This is a genomic window from Mesorhizobium sp. STM 4661 (assembly GCF_000359125.1).
Lineage (GTDB): Bacteria > Pseudomonadota > Alphaproteobacteria > Rhizobiales > Rhizobiaceae > Mesorhizobium.
The window spans coordinates 1-17323 of record NZ_CAAF010000052.1 but is presented as its reverse complement, the minus strand read 5'-3'; the positions used below and the strand labels follow the sequence as shown (position 1 = coordinate 17323).

At 61.9% G+C, this 17323-nt stretch carries 18 protein-coding genes; 15 read left to right on the top strand and 3 right to left on the bottom strand.

Annotation, left to right across the window (positions count from 1 at the left end; translation table 11 throughout):
- Positions 1-22 precede the first annotated feature (22 nt).
- Together MESS4_RS16690 and MESS4_RS16685 are read right to left on the bottom strand one after the other, a co-directional pair.
- Positions 23-928, bottom strand: a complete 906-nt coding sequence (locus MESS4_RS16690; RefSeq protein ID WP_244441150.1) for an ATP-grasp fold amidoligase family protein — start codon at positions 926-928, stop codon at positions 23-25.
- An 87-nt stretch (positions 929-1015) separates the two neighbouring features.
- The gene (locus MESS4_RS16685) at positions 1016-1594 is read right to left on the bottom strand and encodes an NUDIX domain-containing protein (protein ID WP_006333086.1); all 579 of its coding nucleotides are present in this window, start codon (positions 1592-1594) and stop codon (positions 1016-1018) included.
- A 220-nt stretch (positions 1595-1814) separates the two neighbouring features.
- Here MESS4_RS16685 and MESS4_RS16680 point away from each other — a divergent pair, with 220 nt between their 5' ends.
- From MESS4_RS16680 to MESS4_RS16645, 8 genes are all read left to right on the top strand, one after another.
- Positions 1815-2918, top strand: coding sequence for an NADH:flavin oxidoreductase/NADH oxidase (locus tag MESS4_RS16680; RefSeq protein WP_006333082.1), 1104 nt, complete (start codon positions 1815-1817; stop codon positions 2916-2918).
- A 299-nt stretch (positions 2919-3217) separates the two neighbouring features.
- On the top strand, positions 3218-3379 hold the full coding sequence (locus MESS4_RS34575; protein WP_244441149.1) for an SH3 domain-containing protein: 162 nt from the start codon (positions 3218-3220) through the stop codon (positions 3377-3379).
- A gap of 129 nt (positions 3380-3508) precedes the next feature.
- On the top strand, positions 3509-3787 hold the full coding sequence (locus MESS4_RS16670; RefSeq protein WP_006333072.1) for a DUF982 domain-containing protein: 279 nt from the start codon (positions 3509-3511) through the stop codon (positions 3785-3787).
- A 30-nt stretch (positions 3788-3817) separates the two neighbouring features.
- The gene (locus MESS4_RS16665; protein WP_006333070.1) at positions 3818-4057 is read left to right on the top strand and encodes a DUF2188 domain-containing protein; all 240 of its coding nucleotides are present in this window, start codon (positions 3818-3820) and stop codon (positions 4055-4057) included.
- Positions 4058-4236: 179 nt separating this feature from the next.
- Positions 4237-5325, top strand: coding sequence for a sn-glycerol-3-phosphate ABC transporter ATP-binding protein UgpC (ugpC, locus tag MESS4_RS16660; RefSeq protein ID WP_006333069.1), 1089 nt, complete (start codon positions 4237-4239; stop codon positions 5323-5325).
- 36 nt (positions 5326-5361) lie between these two features.
- Positions 5362-6687: an ABC transporter substrate-binding protein gene (locus MESS4_RS16655; RefSeq protein ID WP_006333065.1), complete on the top strand. Its 1326-nt coding sequence runs from the start codon at positions 5362-5364 to the stop codon at positions 6685-6687.
- 78 nt (positions 6688-6765) lie between these two features.
- Entirely contained in the window at positions 6766-7716 is a 951-nt protein-coding gene (locus MESS4_RS16650; protein ID WP_006333064.1) for a sugar ABC transporter permease, read from the top strand.
- A 1-nt stretch (position 7717) separates the two neighbouring features.
- Positions 7718-8626, top strand: a complete 909-nt coding sequence (locus MESS4_RS16645) for a carbohydrate ABC transporter permease (RefSeq protein WP_006333063.1) — start codon at positions 7718-7720, stop codon at positions 8624-8626.
- 100 nt (positions 8627-8726) lie between these two features.
- On the opposite strand, the gene MESS4_RS16640 is transcribed toward MESS4_RS16645, so the two are convergent.
- Positions 8727-9005, bottom strand: a complete 279-nt coding sequence (locus MESS4_RS16640; RefSeq protein WP_006333062.1) for a hypothetical protein — start codon at positions 9003-9005, stop codon at positions 8727-8729.
- 317 nt (positions 9006-9322) lie between these two features.
- Here MESS4_RS16640 and MESS4_RS16635 point away from each other — a divergent pair, with 317 nt between their 5' ends.
- From MESS4_RS16635 to MESS4_RS16610, 7 genes are all read left to right on the top strand, one after another.
- Positions 9323-10066: a competence/damage-inducible protein A gene (locus MESS4_RS16635; protein ID WP_006333059.1), complete on the top strand. Its 744-nt coding sequence runs from the start codon at positions 9323-9325 to the stop codon at positions 10064-10066.
- 80 nt (positions 10067-10146) lie between these two features.
- On the top strand, positions 10147-10980 hold the full coding sequence (locus MESS4_RS16630) for a universal stress protein (RefSeq protein ID WP_006333057.1): 834 nt from the start codon (positions 10147-10149) through the stop codon (positions 10978-10980).
- Between the two features lie 114 nt (positions 10981-11094).
- Positions 11095-11595, top strand: coding sequence for a xanthine phosphoribosyltransferase (gpt, locus tag MESS4_RS16625; protein ID WP_006333055.1), 501 nt, complete (start codon positions 11095-11097; stop codon positions 11593-11595).
- Positions 11596-11903: 308 nt separating this feature from the next.
- The gene (locus MESS4_RS16620) at positions 11904-12392 is read left to right on the top strand and encodes an NUDIX hydrolase (RefSeq protein WP_036241477.1); all 489 of its coding nucleotides are present in this window, start codon (positions 11904-11906) and stop codon (positions 12390-12392) included.
- Between the two features lie 626 nt (positions 12393-13018).
- Complete coding sequence (locus tag MESS4_RS16615; RefSeq protein ID WP_006333049.1) at positions 13019-16816, top strand: vitamin B12-dependent ribonucleotide reductase; 3798 nt, start codon at positions 13019-13021, stop codon at positions 16814-16816.
- Between the two features lie 62 nt (positions 16817-16878).
- Complete coding sequence (locus tag MESS4_RS34570) at positions 16879-16983, top strand: type II toxin-antitoxin system HicA family toxin (protein WP_244441148.1); 105 nt, start codon at positions 16879-16881, stop codon at positions 16981-16983.
- A gap of 4 nt (positions 16984-16987) precedes the next feature.
- Entirely contained in the window at positions 16988-17182 is a 195-nt protein-coding gene (locus MESS4_RS16610) for a type II toxin-antitoxin system HicB family antitoxin (protein ID WP_006333046.1), read from the top strand.
- The last annotated feature ends 141 nt before the right edge of the window (positions 17183-17323 follow it).

Genomic DNA, 17323 nt, shown 5'->3' with positions numbered 1-17323 from the left:
AAACAATGGCGGCCGTTCCTGGTCAGATGTGGCCGGCAGCGGCAAGTGCTGCCCTGTGCCAGCGCGCAAACCAGCCCGGCGGGCACTTCAGATAGCGGGACGCGGCAATGTCCCAGCGCGCGCCGAGCTCACGATCGAAGGCTGGCGGATCGAACTGCTGCAGGCCGCTGCGGGGATAGATCGTGAATTCTCCGAAGACCGGTTCGCCTGCGTCCTCGTAGAAATCGACCCGTATCATGTCGAATTCGCTGCCCAGAGTTTCGGCCGCCTCGACCATGCGTGAGAAGCTTTCCGGCCGGGCAATTTCCAGCGTCGCGTCGATGCCGCCCTGGGCGACTGCCAGCCGCCGCCAGTCGCGATCGAAAAGTGCCGTTTTGCGGACGCTCGAGCGGAAGGCGGTGACCACGACAAGAGCGACACGACCGGCGACTACATTGAACTTGTAGTCGATGGGCTGATAGGCCTGATCCTTGCCGATCAGCGCCTCGACGAAGACCTTGCGCTCGATATGGGCGTAGCTGCGTTCCAGCTTGCGGTCGCCATAGGTCTCGGCGAGGTGCCGGGTCATGTCGGCAATGATTGCGTTGCCGTCGACCTGAGCGGGATCCGCAACGACGGCATTCATGGCGCAGCCGTGATTGCATTTGACGATATAGGGGACCTTCAATCCGCCGAAGGGAATGTCGCGCGGGTTGTCGCCTTGCCACAGCGCAGCCGGAACATGCAGCCAGGGAAGCCGATCCCTGACGAACTGCTTGGCTTTCAGCTTGTCGAGCACGACCGCAAATCGCGGGTCGTCATCGAAAATCTTGCGCCAATGTATCTTTTCCGTGAAGGTCGCCGGGGCAGCGAAGTTCGGCAGATGCCGCATCCTTTCGAAGAAGCGCTGGGTCAGGCGCCGGTAACGGACCAGCAGCGCAACATTCAAGACCAGAAGAAACGCCTTCGCGCCAACGCGTTTCAGCCGGCCCGGCTGCTGGCGTGCGCCCCTGCGATGTCCAGGCCCATGCATGGATCAAGCCCGGATCGGGTTCAGCTTCAGGTGCTGGATCAGGATGATCGTCTTGGCATCGACGATGCGGCCGTCGGCAATGCCGGCCAGGGCTTCGTCGAGCGGCATCTCCAGCACTTCGATGTCCTCGCCTTCTTCCGGCGCACCGCCACCGGCCGAGATGCGGTCGGCGGGCGAATAGCGCGCGATGAAGAACCAAAGCCGCTCGGTCACGCTGCCGGGGCTCATGTAAGGCGCAAACAGCCGTTCCACGTCCTGCAGCCGGTAGCCGAGCTCCTCCTCGGCCTCCTTGCGGATGCAGGTTTCCGGATCGTTTTCATCGAGCAGTCCGGCGCAGGCCTCGATCAACGGCTCGCGGTGGCCGGTGACATAGGCCGGGTAGCGGAACTGCCGCACCAGGAGCACCGTCGAGCGCTCCGGATCATAAGGTAGGATCACCGCGCCGTCGCCACGATCATAGGTCTGGCGGATCTGCGTCTCCCACTGCCCGTCGCGCCGGCGATAATCGAGGATGGTCTTTTTCAGGACCGCCCAGTCGTCGGAGAGAATTTCCTCCGAACGGATGCGAACGCGATCTTCCATGACGGACTCCGTGCTGCCGGTGCGAAGGCTACAGCGCCGCACGTCGCTCTGGACGCGCGAAGGATGCTGCGGCACTGCCGATTTCGGTCATGCGTTAGCCTCGAACCGGTTTTTGCGCAATCCTGACAGCGATTGGTCCAGAGCACGTTTCACCGCCTCGTGTCTGGCGCAGCCGCGATCCATTGCCTAAATAGCGACGACCCTCCCGGAGCTCATTTTGATGACCACATCTCTTTTCCAGCCGATCACGCTTGATGGCCTTACTTTCCCGAACCGCATAGCGGTCGCGCCGATGTGCCAGTATTCCGCCGATGACGGCTCCGCCAGCGACTGGCACCTGTATCACTGGATGAATCTCGCCATGTCCGGCGCCGGCATGGTCACGGTCGAGATGACCGACGTCGAGCGGCGCGGCCGCATCTCGCATGGCTGCCTTGGTCTTTATTCCGACGACAACGAGGCTGCCGCCCGGCGCACCCTGGACGCCGCCAAGCGCGTCGCCGCCCCCGGCACGAAATTCGGTACCCAGCTTGCCCATGCCGGCCGCAAGGCCTCCAACCAGAAACCGTGGGAAGGCGGCGGACCGCTGAAGCCGGATCAGGACCCGTGGCCGATCGTGTCTGCCTCGGCAATTGCCTACGACACGGGCTGGCAAGTGCCGCGGGCGCTGGAGGACGACGAGATCGTGCAAATCATCGAACGCTTCGCCGATGCGGCCAGGCGCGCCGAACGCGCGGGCTTCGACTTCATCGAACTGCACGCCGCGCATGGCTATCTGATCTTCCAGTTCCTGTCGCCGCTTTCCAACCAGCGCACCGACCGCTGGGGCGGCTCGCTGGAAAACCGCATGCGGTTTGTCGTCGAGATTGCCAAGGCGGTGAGAAAGGCCGTCCCGAAGCTGATGCTTGGAGCCCGCCTGTCGGTCAAGGAATGGGTCGATGGCGGCTTCGATGTCGAGGACGCGATCGAGGTGGCCAAGGCATTGAAGGCGGCCGGTGTGGCCTATCTCTGCTGCTCGAGCGGCGGCAATTCACCCCTGCAGAAGCTGCCGACGGGTCCGGGCTACCAGGTGCATCTGGCGGAAGCGGTGCGCAAGGGCGCCGGCATCCCGACGCGGGCCGTCGGCCTGATAGACGATCCCAAGCAGGCCGAGGCGATCGTCGCCGACGGCCGCGCCGACATGGTGGCGCTGGCCCGCGCCTTCCTTGCCGATCCGCGCTGGGCGTGGCGCGCGGCGGCGACTTTCGGCGAGAAAATCCACCCGGCGCCGCAGCTTGCCCGCTCGGTTACGACCATGCAGCACTGGATGAAGGCGGCGGGCTGACCGCCCCGCTGATTGTGACCGACCATGCGGTGCGCGTCGCTGGACAGCGTGCCACAGCTTCGCTTTAATCGGCCCGAATATTGGTCCTTGGGGTTGGGATCCTGGGGTAGGCTGCGGATTGACGCGGCCAGGGTTGGGAGCAAAGTCATGTCGTTCAGGGCAATCCATCCGGTGGCCGCAATGGTTGCGGCCGGACTGTTATTTGGTGTGTCTGCGCCGGCCGGCGCGCAATATTGCGAACGCAGGGTGCACGGCCTTTCCAGGCACTACAATCTCGCAACGGGAAGCGGTTTCTCGCCGTGCGGGCGCGGCCGAATTCGTCGTCGCGCATGATCGGCCAATTGTTCAATGGCGATCATACCGAGATCTTCGACCGGCGCGGCAACTGGTACAAGGTCGGAATCGGTGGCGCGACGGGCTGGGCGAACGCACGCTGTATGCGCAACGACTGCGGCTATTGAGGCTTTTACTGACACTTTTACGCGCAGTCTGAACCATGATCCCGAAAAGTGGAATCCGGTTTTCGGAAAGATCATGGTCAAACGAGAAGATAAACTTGCAACCAAATCGGCCGCTCCGCGTTGGCGGCGATGGTGGACAACAAGCCGTTTGAAAAGCCTGTCGTGGTCGAACTTGGCCATGTCGGCAAATATCGCGAGATCCGCAGCACCCAGGAGGCGGCCGAGTGTCTGATGACGACCTGGCCGCTCAATCGCGGCCCTCGGCATCGCGATGCCCTCGACACTTGCCTCAAAGTGCTGGAAGGTTATCGTTCGACCGCGGACGCGCGCCGGGCACTGATCGAGGCGGCGAAGGAATCGGAGGTGCTGGTTCCCGACGAGAGATTGCCCGACGGCAGGCTGCATTGAGCAGATGAGGCTTTTCAACCGGAGGACTTCATGGCCAAGCTGACTTACAAGATCGTCGAGCATGATGGGGGCTGGGCCTACAAGGTCGGCTCGACATTCTCCGAGACGTTCCCCAATCACCAGGACGCACTGCGCGCCGCCGAGATCGCCTCGGCCGAGCAGCAGGTCGCCGGCACCACGGACGGCATCCAGTATGAGGACGCCGACGGCAAATGGCACGACGAACTGGCAGACGGCCGTGACCGGCCGCAAACCGAAGTTTCCGACTAGGCTGGCGTCGCCCTCGATCGGTGGCGACGAAGAAAACGCTTGCCGCGCGGCCGCTTTACAGGCCAGTTTGGTAACGCCACCGTTTTTGCCGCGTGACCAAGGAGGAGCTTGGATATCGCGAGCCAGACGGGAAGCGGTTTCCTTCGACGATGTCGTGAGGACCGATCGGGAGGAGATCGATGGCGTCTGTCGCGATTGGCGATGTCTATAAATCGTTTGGAACCGTCGAGGTTCTCCACGGTGTCAGCGTGAGCATTGACGATGGCGAATTCGTCACGCTGGTCGGGCCGTCGGGTTGCGGAAAATCAACCCTTCTCAGGATGATCGCCGGCCTGGAAAAGATCTCGCGGGGCGAGATCGCCATTGGCGAGCGCGTCGTCAACAACGTTGCGCCAAAGGAACGCGACGTCGCCATGGTCTTCCAGAACTACGCGCTCTACCCGCACATGACCGTCGCCGAGAACATGGCGTTCTCGCTCATGCTCAAGGGTGTTTCTAAAGCCGAGAGCGGCGCCAGCGTCCAGCGCGCGGCCGAAATCCTGGGGCTGGTGCCATTGCTGGCGCGCTATCCTCGCCAGTTGTCCGGTGGCCAGCGCCAGCGCGTCGCCATGGGCCGGGCGATCGTGCGCGATCCGCAGGTCTTCCTGTTTGACGAGCCACTCAGCAATCTCGACGCCAAGCTCAGGGTCCAAATGCGCGCCGAGATCAAGGAACTGCACCAACGTCTAAAAACCACGACGGTCTATGTCACGCATGACCAGATCGAGGCGATGACCATGGCCGACAAGATCGTCGTCATGCATGACGGCCTCGTCGAGCAGATCGGGCCGCCATTGGAACTCTACGACCGGCCGAACAATCTCTTTGTCGCCAGCTTTATCGGCTCGCCCGCCATGAACATGCTGAGAGGCGAAATCGCAACTGACGGCGGCTCACCGTCTTTTCGCGGCTCCGGGGGGATTTCCCTACCGCTGGCCGCGGTACCTTCGATCGGCAACGGCGAGCAGGTGGTGCTGGGGATACGACCCGAGCATCTGCGGCTATCCGAAGGAGAAGGCATTCCAGTCACTGTAGTGGTGGTCGAGCCGACCGGGTCGGAAGTGCAGCTCATCGGCCGGACGGCCGGCGGTGACGAGATCGTCGCGAATTTCCGGGAACGCCATTCCTTCACTCCGGGCGAAACCGTACGGCTCTCGGCCGACCCGGGTCTCATCCATCTCTTTCATGGCGAAACCGGGCAGCGCTTCGAAATGCGAACCCGGCAGTAAGAACCGCAGCGAGGAAATAAACAGGAGGAGACGAGCATGAAATTCACCAGACGTGACGTGATCCGCACCACCGCCGGCGTGGCGGCGGGAGCCTTGGGAAGCCGGTTCGTCGGTTCTTCCGCCTTTGCCCAGGAGGGGTTGACATACAAGCCCGAAGACGGCGCAAAGCTGCGGATGCTGCGCTGGTCGCCGTTCGTACAGGGCGATGAGGATCAATGGCTGGCCAACACCAAGCGGTTCACCGAGGCGACAGGCGTCGAGGTCCGCGTCGACAAGGAAAGCTGGGAAGACATTCGCCCCAAGGCGGCGGTTGCCGCCAATGTCGGCTCCGGCCCGGATCTCATGTTGGTCTGGTTCGACGACCCGCACCAGTACCCCGACAAGCTGCACGACGTGACGGAACTGGGCGAGTATCTGGGTTCGAAATACGGCGGCTGGCACGACGGACCAAAGCAATATGCGACGCGGCAGGGAAAATTCCTCGGTCTGCCTTTGGCCACCATCGGCAATGCCATCGTCTATCGGGAAAGCTGGGTGAAAGAGGCTGGCTTCTCGGAGTTTCCGAAGGACACGGCAGGCTTGCTCGAACTTTGCAAGGCCTTGCAGGCAAAAGGACATCCGGCCGGCTTCACGCACGGCCATGGCGTCGGCGACGGCAACAACTACGCTCACTGGCTGCTTTGGAGCCACGGCGGCCAGATGGTCGACGAGAGCGGAAAGGTAACGATCAACAGCCCTGAGACCCTCAAGGCGATCGAATACGCGCAGGAACTCTACAAGACCTTCATTCCCGGCACCGAAAGCTGGCTCGACGTGAACAACAACCGCGCCTTCCTGGCCGGCGAGCTCAGCGTCATCGCCAACGGCATTTCCGCGTACAACACGGCCAAGATCAACAAGGACAATGATCCGAAACTGGCTGAAATTGCCAAGGATATCCGCACGACCAACCTGCCGATCGGTCCTGTCGGGAAATCGGTCGAGCTGTTCCAGGTGACCACGGCCGTCATCTTCGACTACACGCCCTACCCCAATGCGGCCAAAGCGTATCTGCAGTTCATGTTCGAGGAACAGCAAATGGCCGAGTGGATCACCTCCTCGGCCGGCTACTGCTGCCAGACACTCAAAGCCTTCGACAACAATCCGGTGTGGACGGCCGACCCGAACAATGCCGCTTACGCCAAGGCCTCGGCGACGCTCCGTCCCAATGGATATGCCGGGCCGCTCGGTTATGCCTCGGCGGCGACCATGGCCGACTATGTGCTGGTCGACATGTTCGCCAAGGCCGTGACGGGCCAGGCGACACCGCAGGAGGCGATGGAAGAGGCGGAGAAACGCGCCAACCGGTACTATCGCGTTTGATCACAGCCGAGCCGGGCAGCCGCGACCGCGCTGCCCGGTCTGGTTCATGCCATCAGAGACCTTATGAGGAGCCGTCCCATGGCCGTGTCGTCCGCTGCCGTTCAGCCGCGTCCGTCGATCCTGTCGCGGAGCCTGTCGCTCTTGGCCGACAGCCGGAACGCGCTTGGCTTCGGCTTCATGCTGCCGGCGGCAGCGCTGCTGCTGGTTTTCCTGACCTATCCGCTCGGGCTCGGCGTCTGGCTCGGCTTCACGGATGCCCGCATCGGCCGCCCCGGCATCTTCATCGGCACCGAAAACTATCAATATCTGTGGGATGACGCCGTCTTCTGGCTCTCTGTCTTCAACACCTTGCTCTACACGATAAGTGCCTCGATCCTGAAGTTCGCGCTCGGCCTCTGGCTGGCGCTTATCCTCAATCAGAACCTTCCCTTCAAATCGTTCTTCCGCGCGATCGTCCTGCTGCCTTGGGTGGTCCCGACGGTGCTGTCGGCCATCGCCTTCTGGTGGATCTATGATTCGCAGTTCTCCATTCTGTCCTGGGCGCTTATGGAAATGGGCCTGATCGACCATCGCATCAATTTCCTCGGCGATCCGGAGAACGCGCGCGCTTCGGTCATCGCGGCCAATGTCTGGCGCGGCATTCCGTTCGTGGCCATCACGCTGCTTGCCGGCCTGCAGACGATTCCTCAGTCTCTCTACGAGGCCGCCACGCTCGACGGCGCCAGCCGCTGGCAATTGTTCCGCTATGTGACGCTGCCGCTGCTGACGCCGATCATCGCCATCACCATGACGTTTTCGGTGCTGTTCACCTTCACCGATTTCCAGCTGATCTATGTGCTGACCCGCGGCGGACCGGTGAATGCCACCCATTTGATGGCGACATTGTCTTTTCAGCGCGGCATTTCCGGAGGCCAGCTTGGCGAGGGCGCAGCAATCGCGGTCGCCATGATCCCGTTCCTGCTTGCGGCGATCCTGTTCAGCTATTTTGGCCTGCAACGCCGCAAATGGCAGCAGGGTGGCGGAGACTGACATGGCTGTGATCAAGAAGGCCGCGATCACAAAAACGAAACGCCCGGAACTCGACGAAGGCGGCATGGGCTACCTTCAGAGCCTGCCGCGGCGCGTGGTGACGGTCTATCTGCCGTTGCTGGTGTTCGTGATCGTGCTGTTGTTCCCGTTCTACTGGATGACGATCACGGCGGTTAAGCCCAATCTCGAAATGACCGACTATGCAAATTTCAATCCGTTCTGGGTCGTGCACCCGACCTTGGAGCACATCCGCTATCTCCTCTTCGACACGTCCTATCCGGGCTGGCTGCTCAACACGATCATCATTTCCACCGCCGCCACTTTCCTATCGCTGCTGGCTGCGGTGTTCGCGGCCTATGCGATCGAACGGCTGCGGTTTTCCGGGGCGCGGCAGGTCGGCCTCGCGGTCTTCCTCGCCTATCTCGTGCCGCCCTCGATCCTATTCATCCCGCTGTCGGTGATGGTGTTCAACCTTGGGCTTTACGACACGCCCTTTGCGCTCATTCTCACCTACCCGACCTTCCTGGTGCCCTTCTGCACGTGGCTGCTGATGGGTTACTTCCGTTCGATCCCGTTCGAACTGGAAGAATGCGCGCTCATTGACGGGGCGAGCCGATGGCAGATCCTCACCAAGATCGTGCTGCCGCTGTCGGTGCCCGGCCTGATTTCCGCCGGCATATTCGCATTCACCCTGTCATGGAACGAATTCATCTATGCCCTGACTTTCATCCAGTCGTCCGAAAACAAGACTGTACCGGTCGGAGTACTCACGGAGCTTGTCCGCTCCGACGTCTATGAGTGGGGAGCGCTGATGGCTGGAGCACTGATCGGTTCACTGCCGGTCGTTGTGCTTTATTCGTTCTTTGTCGAGCACTACGTTTCCTCGATGACCGGCGCGGTCAAGGAATAGCCGACTTTCCGGTCGAGCTTTTGCCAACCGTGAGGTATTTCCCGGCCGCCCCGGATGCCCGGTACGGGCACCCTGCCGGCCGGCTCATAACGCTGCCTGATTACTTGCCGCAATACTGATCGTTGACGTTCAGGCCGGCATTGGCATCAGGCCCCGCCGTGTTCGAGGCGCAAGGCCCTGCCGGCCCGGGATTGCCGAGGCTGTTGAGGCCTGACGCATCGCCGTTGATGATGCCGGTGGTGTTCGGATCAACAGTCATCATCTGTTCACTGCTGGAGACCGGGCGGTGGCGGATGTGATGGGCGCCCGACGATTGCGCCATTGCCGATGTGGCAAGGCCAATCGTGAGGACCGAGGCTGCGAGAATTTTCGTAAGCATAGGAGTTTACTCCATTCCATGGCATTCAGATATCGGGGATTCCAGATATCGTCGACTTTGGTTCGACGAGATAAAACCCACTGGCAGGTTTCGGGTTCGATGAAAAAATCGTGAAGGCGCGCTGGTTTCGACACCTTTTTGTGACCGATGCGTGAAGGCGCCGCGGATGCCTTGGCAGCAGACTATGCGTACTAGCTCGGTGCGTACTCGTTCGCTCGTTTGGTGGCATTGCCGCCGGCCGCCCGTCGCGCTATCTCAGGCGACCCTGTCTGCCCCAGGCTACCCTGCCCAAGATAACCCGCCTGCCGGAGCTTCTCATGCCTGAAATCGTCACCGCCGCCATGCTCGTCATCGGCGACGAGATTCTGTCCGGCCGCACCAAGGACAGGAATATCGGCCACCTCGCCGACATCATGACGGCGATCGGCATCGACCTGAAGGAAGTGCGCATCGTGCCCGACGAGGAAGACGAGATCGTCGCCGCGGTGAACGCCGTGCGTGTCCGCCACACCTATGTCTTCACGACCGGCGGCATCGGCCCGACGCATGACGACATCACCGCGGATTCGATTGCCAAGGCCTTCGGCGTGCCATGCGAATACGACACCAAGGCCTATGCCATGCTGGAAGCGAGCTATGCCGGGCGCGGCATCGAATACACCGAGGCGCGCAAGCGCATGGCGCGAATGCCGCGCGGCGCCGACCATATCGATAATCCTGTCTCCATCGCGCCGGGTTTTCGCATCGGCAACGTCCATGTTATGGCCGGCGTGCCGGCGATTTTCCAGGCAATGCTCGACAATGTCGTGCCGACGCTGAAGGCCGGCACGAAAATGCTGTCCGCCACCGTGCATTGTCCGTTCGGCGAAGGCCTGATCGGCGGACCGCTGGCCGATATCCAGAAGGCCCATCCGGATACGATTATCGGCTCCTATCCGAAATATGGCGACGGCAAGTTCTGGACGGAGCTGGTCGTTCGCGCCCGCAGCCAGGAGGCATTGGACGCCGCCCGCGCCGATGTCGAGGCGATGGTCGCCGGCTTTGCCAGCGCGGCCGTTTGATCTAGACCAGCTCGGAACCAAGCATGGTGCTATAACGTTTCCCGCAAGCGAGTTTCAATCGCGAAAAATGAGGGATTACCATGCGATTCAAGACCATCGTCGCGATATTGCAGAACGAGCAGGACGCGGAACGCGTGCTCGACTGCGCCATTCCGCTCGCCAGCAAGTTCCAGAGCCATCTCATCGGCATTCATGCCGAAGCGCTTCCCGTCCCCTACACGTCGGCCACCGGCTTTCCCGACACCGAGTTCCTGCAGGTTTCAGCCGACATGAGCCGGGAGCGCGCCGACAAGTTGCAGGCGCTGTTCCTCAGACGCATCGAGGATTCCGGCCTGTCGTTCGAGTGGCGCAGTCTCGAAAGTTTTTCAGGCGACAGCGCGCTGACCGGGATTTCCAGCGTGCGCACCGCCGATCTGGTCGTTGCCGCGCAGCGCGAGTCGGACGGCGATGCAAGCGCCGACGTGGATACGCTGGTCTACGACGCAGGCCGGCCGGTGTTGGTCGTGCCGCATTCGGGCCCTCTTGTCACCAGCTTCAAGCATGTGCTTCTGGCCTGGAACGGCAGCAAGGAAGCCGCACGCGCCGCCTTCGACGCCTTGCCCTTCATCATCGAAGCCGAGAAGACGGACATTGTCGTCATCGATCCGCCGGACACGCTTGACGAAAACCCGGAAGCCGCCGGCGCCGAAATCGCCGCCGCCCTGTCCAGGCACGGCGCCACCGTCAGCGTCTCGGTGCTGCAGTCGGGCGGCAACTCAATCGACGACGTCATCCAGACCAGGGTTGCCGAAACCGGCGCCGACCTGCTCGTGCTCGGCGCCTACAGCCACTCGTGGCTGCGCCAGCTTCTGTTTGGCGGCGTCACGCGTACGGTGCTGCGCACAGTGCCGGTGGCGGCTTTCCTGTCGCGGTAAGCCCACAAGCAGGCTTGCCGCCGCCCTTGCCAAGGCCAAGGCTTTCCAGTTAATTCCGCGCGCATTCCATCGTGTCTTGCGCGCGGCCCGCGCGCCTTGCGGAGTGCGCGAAAAATGTCCCTTCCCGAAAAGGCCTTTCCTGTCTCCTGGGATCAGTTCCACCGCGACGCCCGCGCGCTCGCCTGGCGGCTCGCCGGCGCCAACAAAGGCCAATGGAAAGCGATCGTCTGCATTACGCGGGGCGGGCTGGTTCCGGCCGCCATCATCTCGCGCGAACTCGGCATACGGGTCATCGAGACGGTCTGCGTCGCCTCCTATCACGACTACACCAGCCAAGGGCAGTTGCAGGTGCTGAAGGAGGTCACGCCGGCGCTGCTCACCGATGACGGCGCCGGGGTGCTGATCGTCGACGACCTCACCGACACCGGCAAGACGGCGGGCATCGTGCGCGCCATGATGCCCAAGGCGCATTTCGCCACCGTCTACGCCAAGCCGAAAGGCAGGCCGCTGGTCGACACCTTTGTCACGGAAGTCAGCCAGGATACCTGGATCTATTTTCCCTGGGACATGGGCTTCACCTACCAGAAGCCGATCGCCGACGACCACGCCGGCTGATACGCGCAACACTTCTCACTCCAATCGGCCCTCAAAAGGCCCGTTTGCTTCGCGAGATGACGCAACGCGGGCATATCGCATCGGCCCGAAAATCGGAATCGATTTTCGGAAAGCACGATGCGAAGACTCAAAGTCTTTAGAGCGTACTTTGTGCGTCCAAGTGGACGCACGTCGCTCTAACGTATGAAACTTGTGCTTATTGTCGCATTTTAGCCAATTCATGTGAAGTTTTTTACTCTTGCTACCTATATTGATTGTAGAATTCGTAAGGCGACAAATGATTCTGGAGGCTGGGGCAAGCTTCTCTGATGTTGACGAGACCAACGACGCATAACCACCTGACCACACGGGTCCGGCGGCTTTTTGGCACGGCGCCATGCCGCCTGCAGGTTGCGGCGCTGCCTTGGCGCAATACTGGACACGGCATCGAGATCATGCTGATCACCAGCCGCGACACCGGCCGCTGGGTGCTGCCCAAGGGCTGGCCCGAGGCCAAGGAGCCCCTTTGCGAGGCCGCGGCGCGCGAGGCCGGCGAGGAAGCCGGGTTGCGCGGCACAATCTCCCACATCGAGGCCGGCCGCTATTTCTATGCCAAGGCATTGGCCTCCGGCGAGGAAGTGCCTTGCGAAGTCCTGGTGTTTCCGCTGCAGGTCGACAAGATCGCCGACCGGTGGAAGGAAAAACGCGCGCGCACCCGCAAATGGGTCACCTCCACCGAGGCCGTGCGCATGGTCAACGAGCCGGACCTTTGCGAGATCATTGCCCGTTTCTGCGCCGACCCGCGCAGATTCTCCTGAGCAGGACAGGGGCTCGCAGGCCAAGGCGCGACGCCTTTGCGTGGGCCAAATAGAAATCCTCGGTGACCCTTCCTATCCCCGTTATCCACATATGTGACACACAAGATGTTGGGGTCACAAAAGCTACGCAAACGAATCCTTGACGGCGCAAAACGAGTCGCCTTTTATAGGCCATGCGCCCCTGTTGAGAGCGCGACCGGAAAGTTCTGAGCCCGGTCTTTTTCCCGGATTTTGTGCGTTTTGCCCGCATTTCCGCCTGTTTACGAGGCTGGCGGAAGCGTTGGGGTTGGTGGGGCTTGGGGAGACGAAAGGGAGAATTGTCGGACTGGAATAAATTGTCTGTTAACACTATATTTAGTGTTTGCAGGTAGGTTCGACGCTAGATAGTGTGGACTTCCCCTCGATTGAGGGAGTCGAAAAAAGTTTCAGTTTTGAGGGACCCGCAGGGTTCGCCGGCGCGTTGGATCAGGTACTTCGCAAGGAGTCTGACCAGCAGGGCGGCGGAGGTTGTGAAAGGAAGAGCCGGTCGTTTTCGAACGCCGGCGGACGGCGGACATGCGCGTTTCGCATTGGGGGCAGAAATCCCCGGGGAAAAGCGCTATATATAGACAAAAGGAATAGGGCCAATGCGCATCGAGCGTCGCTTCACCAAGCCAGGACAAGCAGGTCAAGAGGGGGCTGCCTACGCGGAGATCGAATTCCGCAAGGCGCTTTCGGAGATCAAGAATCCGGATGGCTCGGTGGTGTTTCGTCTCGACAATATCGACGTGCCGGCGCAGTTCTCGCAGGTTGCCGCCGACATCCTGGCGCAGAAATATTTCCGCAAGGCCGGCGTTCCCGCGCGCCTGAAGAAGGTCGAGGAGAACGACGTCCCCTCCTTCCTGTGGCGCTCCGTCGCCGACGAGGCGGAAATGGCCAAGCTGCCGGAAGCCGAGCGCTATGGTTCCGAGATCGACGCCCGCCAGGTCTTCGACCGGCTTGCCGGCACCTGGACCTATTGGGGCTGGAAGGGAGGCTACTTCAAGTCGGAGGAAGACGCGCGCGCCTTCCGCGACGAGCTTGCCTATATGCTGGCCACCCAGCGCGTGGCGCCGAACTCGCCGCAATGGTTCAACACCGGCCTGCATTGGGCCTATGGCATCGACGGACCGAGCCAGGGCCACTTCTATGTCGACCCGTTCACCGGCAAGCTGACCAAGTCGAAGTCGTCCTACGAGCATCCGCAGCCGCATGCCTGCTTCATCCAGGGCGTGCAGGACGATCTCGTCAATGAAGGCGGCATCATGGATCTGTGGGTGCGCGAGGCGCGCCTGTTCAAATACGGCTCCGGCACCGGCTCCAACTTCTCGTTCCTGCGCGGCGAAGGCGAAAAACTGTCCGGCGGCGGCCGTTCGTCCGGCCTGATGAGCTTCCTGAAGATCGGCGACCGCGCGGCGGGCGCCATCAAGTCGGGCGGCACGACGCGCCGCGCGGCGAAAATGGTCATTGTCGACGCCGACCACCCCGATATCGAGGAATTCATCGACTGGAAGGTCAATGAGGAGCAGAAGGTCGCCTCGCTGGTCACCGGCTCCAAGATCGTCAAGAAGCATCTCGAAGCGATCATGAAGGCCTGCATCAACTGCGAAGGCCATGACGACGATTGCTTCGACCCGGCGATCAACACCGCGCTGAAGCGCGAGATCAAGCTGGCCAAGAAGGACGCGGTGCCGGAGAACTACATCTATCGGGTCATCCAGTTCGCCAAGCAGGGCTACACCTCGATGTCGTTCAAGACCTACGACACCGACTGGGATTCCGATGCCTATCTCACCGTCTCCGGCCAGAATTCCAACAATTCGGTGTCGCTGAAGGACAATTTCCTGCGCGCCGTCGAACAGGACGCCGACTGGCACCTCACCGCCCGCAAGGACGGCAAGGTGCTGAAGACGCTGAAGGCCAGGGAGCTCTGGGAGAAGATCGGCTATGCCGCCTGGGCGTCGGCCGACCCGGGCCTGCATTTCAACACGACGATGAACGACTGGCACACCTGCGCCTCGGCCGGTGCGATCCGGGCGTCCAACCCGTGCTCGGAATACATGTTCCTCGACGACACGGCCTGCAACCTCGCCTCGATCAACCTGCTCCCCTACCGCAATGCCGACGGCACGATCGATATCGCCGCCTACGAGCATACGGTGCGGTTGTGGACCATGGTGCTCGAAATCTCTGTCATGATGGCGCAGTTCCCGTCGAAGGAGATCGCCAAGCTTTCCTACGAATACCGCACGCTCGGCCTCGGCTACGCCAATATTGGCGGTCTGCTGATGACTTCGGGCATTCCTTATGACTCGGACGAGGGCCGCGCCATCTGCGCCTCGCTCACCGCAATCATGACCGGCACGGCCTATGCCACCTCGGCCGAGATGGCTGCCGAGCTCGGCGCCTTCCCCGACTATGACCGCAACGCGCAGAACATGCTGCGTGTCATGCGCAACCATCGCCGCGCCGCCTATGGCGACAAGGACGGCTACGAGAAGCTGGCGGTCAACCCGGTGCCGCTGGTCGCTTCCGACCTCAAGCAGCAGGCGCTTGCCGACCATGCCAAGGCTGCCTGGGACCGCGCCATCGAGCTCGGCGAGGAACACGGCTACCGCAATGCGCAGGCAACCGTGATCGCGCCGACCGGCACGATCGGCCTGGTCATGGATTGCGACACCACCGGCATCGAGCCCGATTTCGCGCTGGTGAAGTTCAAGAAGCTGGCCGGCGGCGGCTATTTCAAGATCATCAACCGCGCCGTGCCGGAAGCGCTGCGCACGCTGGGCTATTCTGAGAGCCAGATCGCCGAGATCGAAGCCTATGCGGTCGGCCACGGCAATCTTAACCAGGCGCCAGCCGTCAACCCCGGCTCGCTTAGGGCAAAAGGCTTCACCGACGACAAGATCGCGGCGCTCAACGCAGCATTGAAGTCGGCCTTCGACATCAAGTTCGTCTTCAACCAGTGGACGCTGGGCGCCGACTGGGTGAAGGAGACCTTTGGCTTCGCCGACGAGCAGCTCAACGATTTCTCGTTCGAGATCCTGCCGGCGCTGGGCTTCTCCAGGAAGGACATCGAGGCCGCCAACATCCATGTCTGCGGTGCGATGACGCTGGAAGGCGCGCCGTTCCTCAGGGCGGAGCATCTCGCGGTGTTCGACTGCGCCAGCCCGTGCGGCAAGATCGGCAAGCGCTCACTGTCGATCAACAGCCACATCATGATGATGGCGGCGGCGCAGCCCTTCATCTCCGGCGCCATCTCCAAGACCATCAACATGCCGAACGACGCGACGGTGGAAGACGCCAAGGGCGCCTACATGCTGTCGTGGAAGCTGGCGCTGAAGGCCAACGCGCTCTATCGCGACGGCTCCAAGCTCTCGCAGCCGCTCAACGCCTCGCTGCTCGCCGATGGCGAGGAGGACGAGGACGACGCGGTCGAACAGCTGATCGCGGCACCTGCCGCGGCGCGCGCGGCGCAGATTACCGAGCGGATCGTCGAGCGCATCATCGAGCGCGTGTCGCGCGAACAGGAAAAGCTGCCCGGCCGCCGCAAGGGCTACACGCAGAAGGCCAAGATCGGCGGCAACACCATCTTCCTGCGCACCGGCGAATATGACGATGGCCGTCTCGGCGAGATCTTCATCGACATGAACAAGGAGGGCGCGACCTTGCGCGGCCTTCTCAACAACTTCGCCATCGCCATCTCGCTCGGCCTGCAATATGGCGTGCCGCTCGACGAATATGTGCACGCCTTCACCTTCACCAAGTTCGAGCCGGCCGGCATGGTGCAGGGCAACGACGCCATCAAGAGCGCGACGTCGATCCTCGACTACGTGTTCCGCGAGCTCGCCATCTCCTATCTCGGCCGCAACGACCTCGCCCATGTCGACCAGTCGGACTTCTCCAACACGGCACTGGGACGCGGCATCAGCGAAGGCAAGACCGACGCCGTCTCCAAGGGCCTGACCCGCGGCTCGCCGGTGAAGCTGGTGTCACGGGCCAACGACCCGAAAGGCTTCGCCGGCGGCTCGGCCGGCACCCCTGCCCGTTCGGCGCCGACGGCGTTCTCCGGCTCCAACGTGCTGGCGCTGAAGCCGGCCAGCGACGAAGCCGTCGCTTTCAAGCGCGACTATGAGGAGCGGGCAAGGGAGCTGATCGAGGACATCGCCTTCGAGGAGGCTGTGGATGCGGCTTCCGACGCCGCGGATGCCACTTCGGCGCTGTTCACCGATGCGGCGGCGAATGAAGCAGCCGAAGCGAAAAAACTAGCCGCAGACCGCCGCGCCAAATCCCTGCTCCAGGGCTACACCGGCAATTCCTGCTCCGAATGCCAGAATTTCACGATGGTGCGGAACGGGACTTGTGAGAAGTGCGATACGTGTGGGGCGACGAGCGGGTGTAGCTGAGGACTGATGCCGCCTCGGCTTACGGTTAGTTGCAACCAAGGGCAGCCATCGCCAATATAAGCATGAAATCAAAGCCGGCCCGCGTTACCGTGGCCGGCAAGCCGTTTGAAGAGGTTGCACCGGGAACACTAAATAGCATCCTCAAGCAGTCCGGTTTGAAAGAGTGATGACATGCGCTACGCGGTGGTGATTGAAAAAGCCGGAAACAATTTTTCCGCCTATGTGCCGGACCTGCCCGGCTGCATCGCGACCGGTGCGACTGTGCCTGAAGTGGAAACCGAAATTCGCGACGCAATACGCTTTCATATCGAAGGCCTGCGCGCCGATGGGCTGGATGTGCCCAAAGGTGTCAATCTCGTAGAGTAGAGGCATAGAGCCTGCGGGCTCTCCCTTCTCCCCTTGTGGGAGAAGGTGGCCGAGCGCAGCTCGGTCGGATGAGGGGTGTTCCAGAGGACACCAACGTCTCACTCCGTCCAACACCCCTCTTCCGTCTCGGCGCTGCGCGCC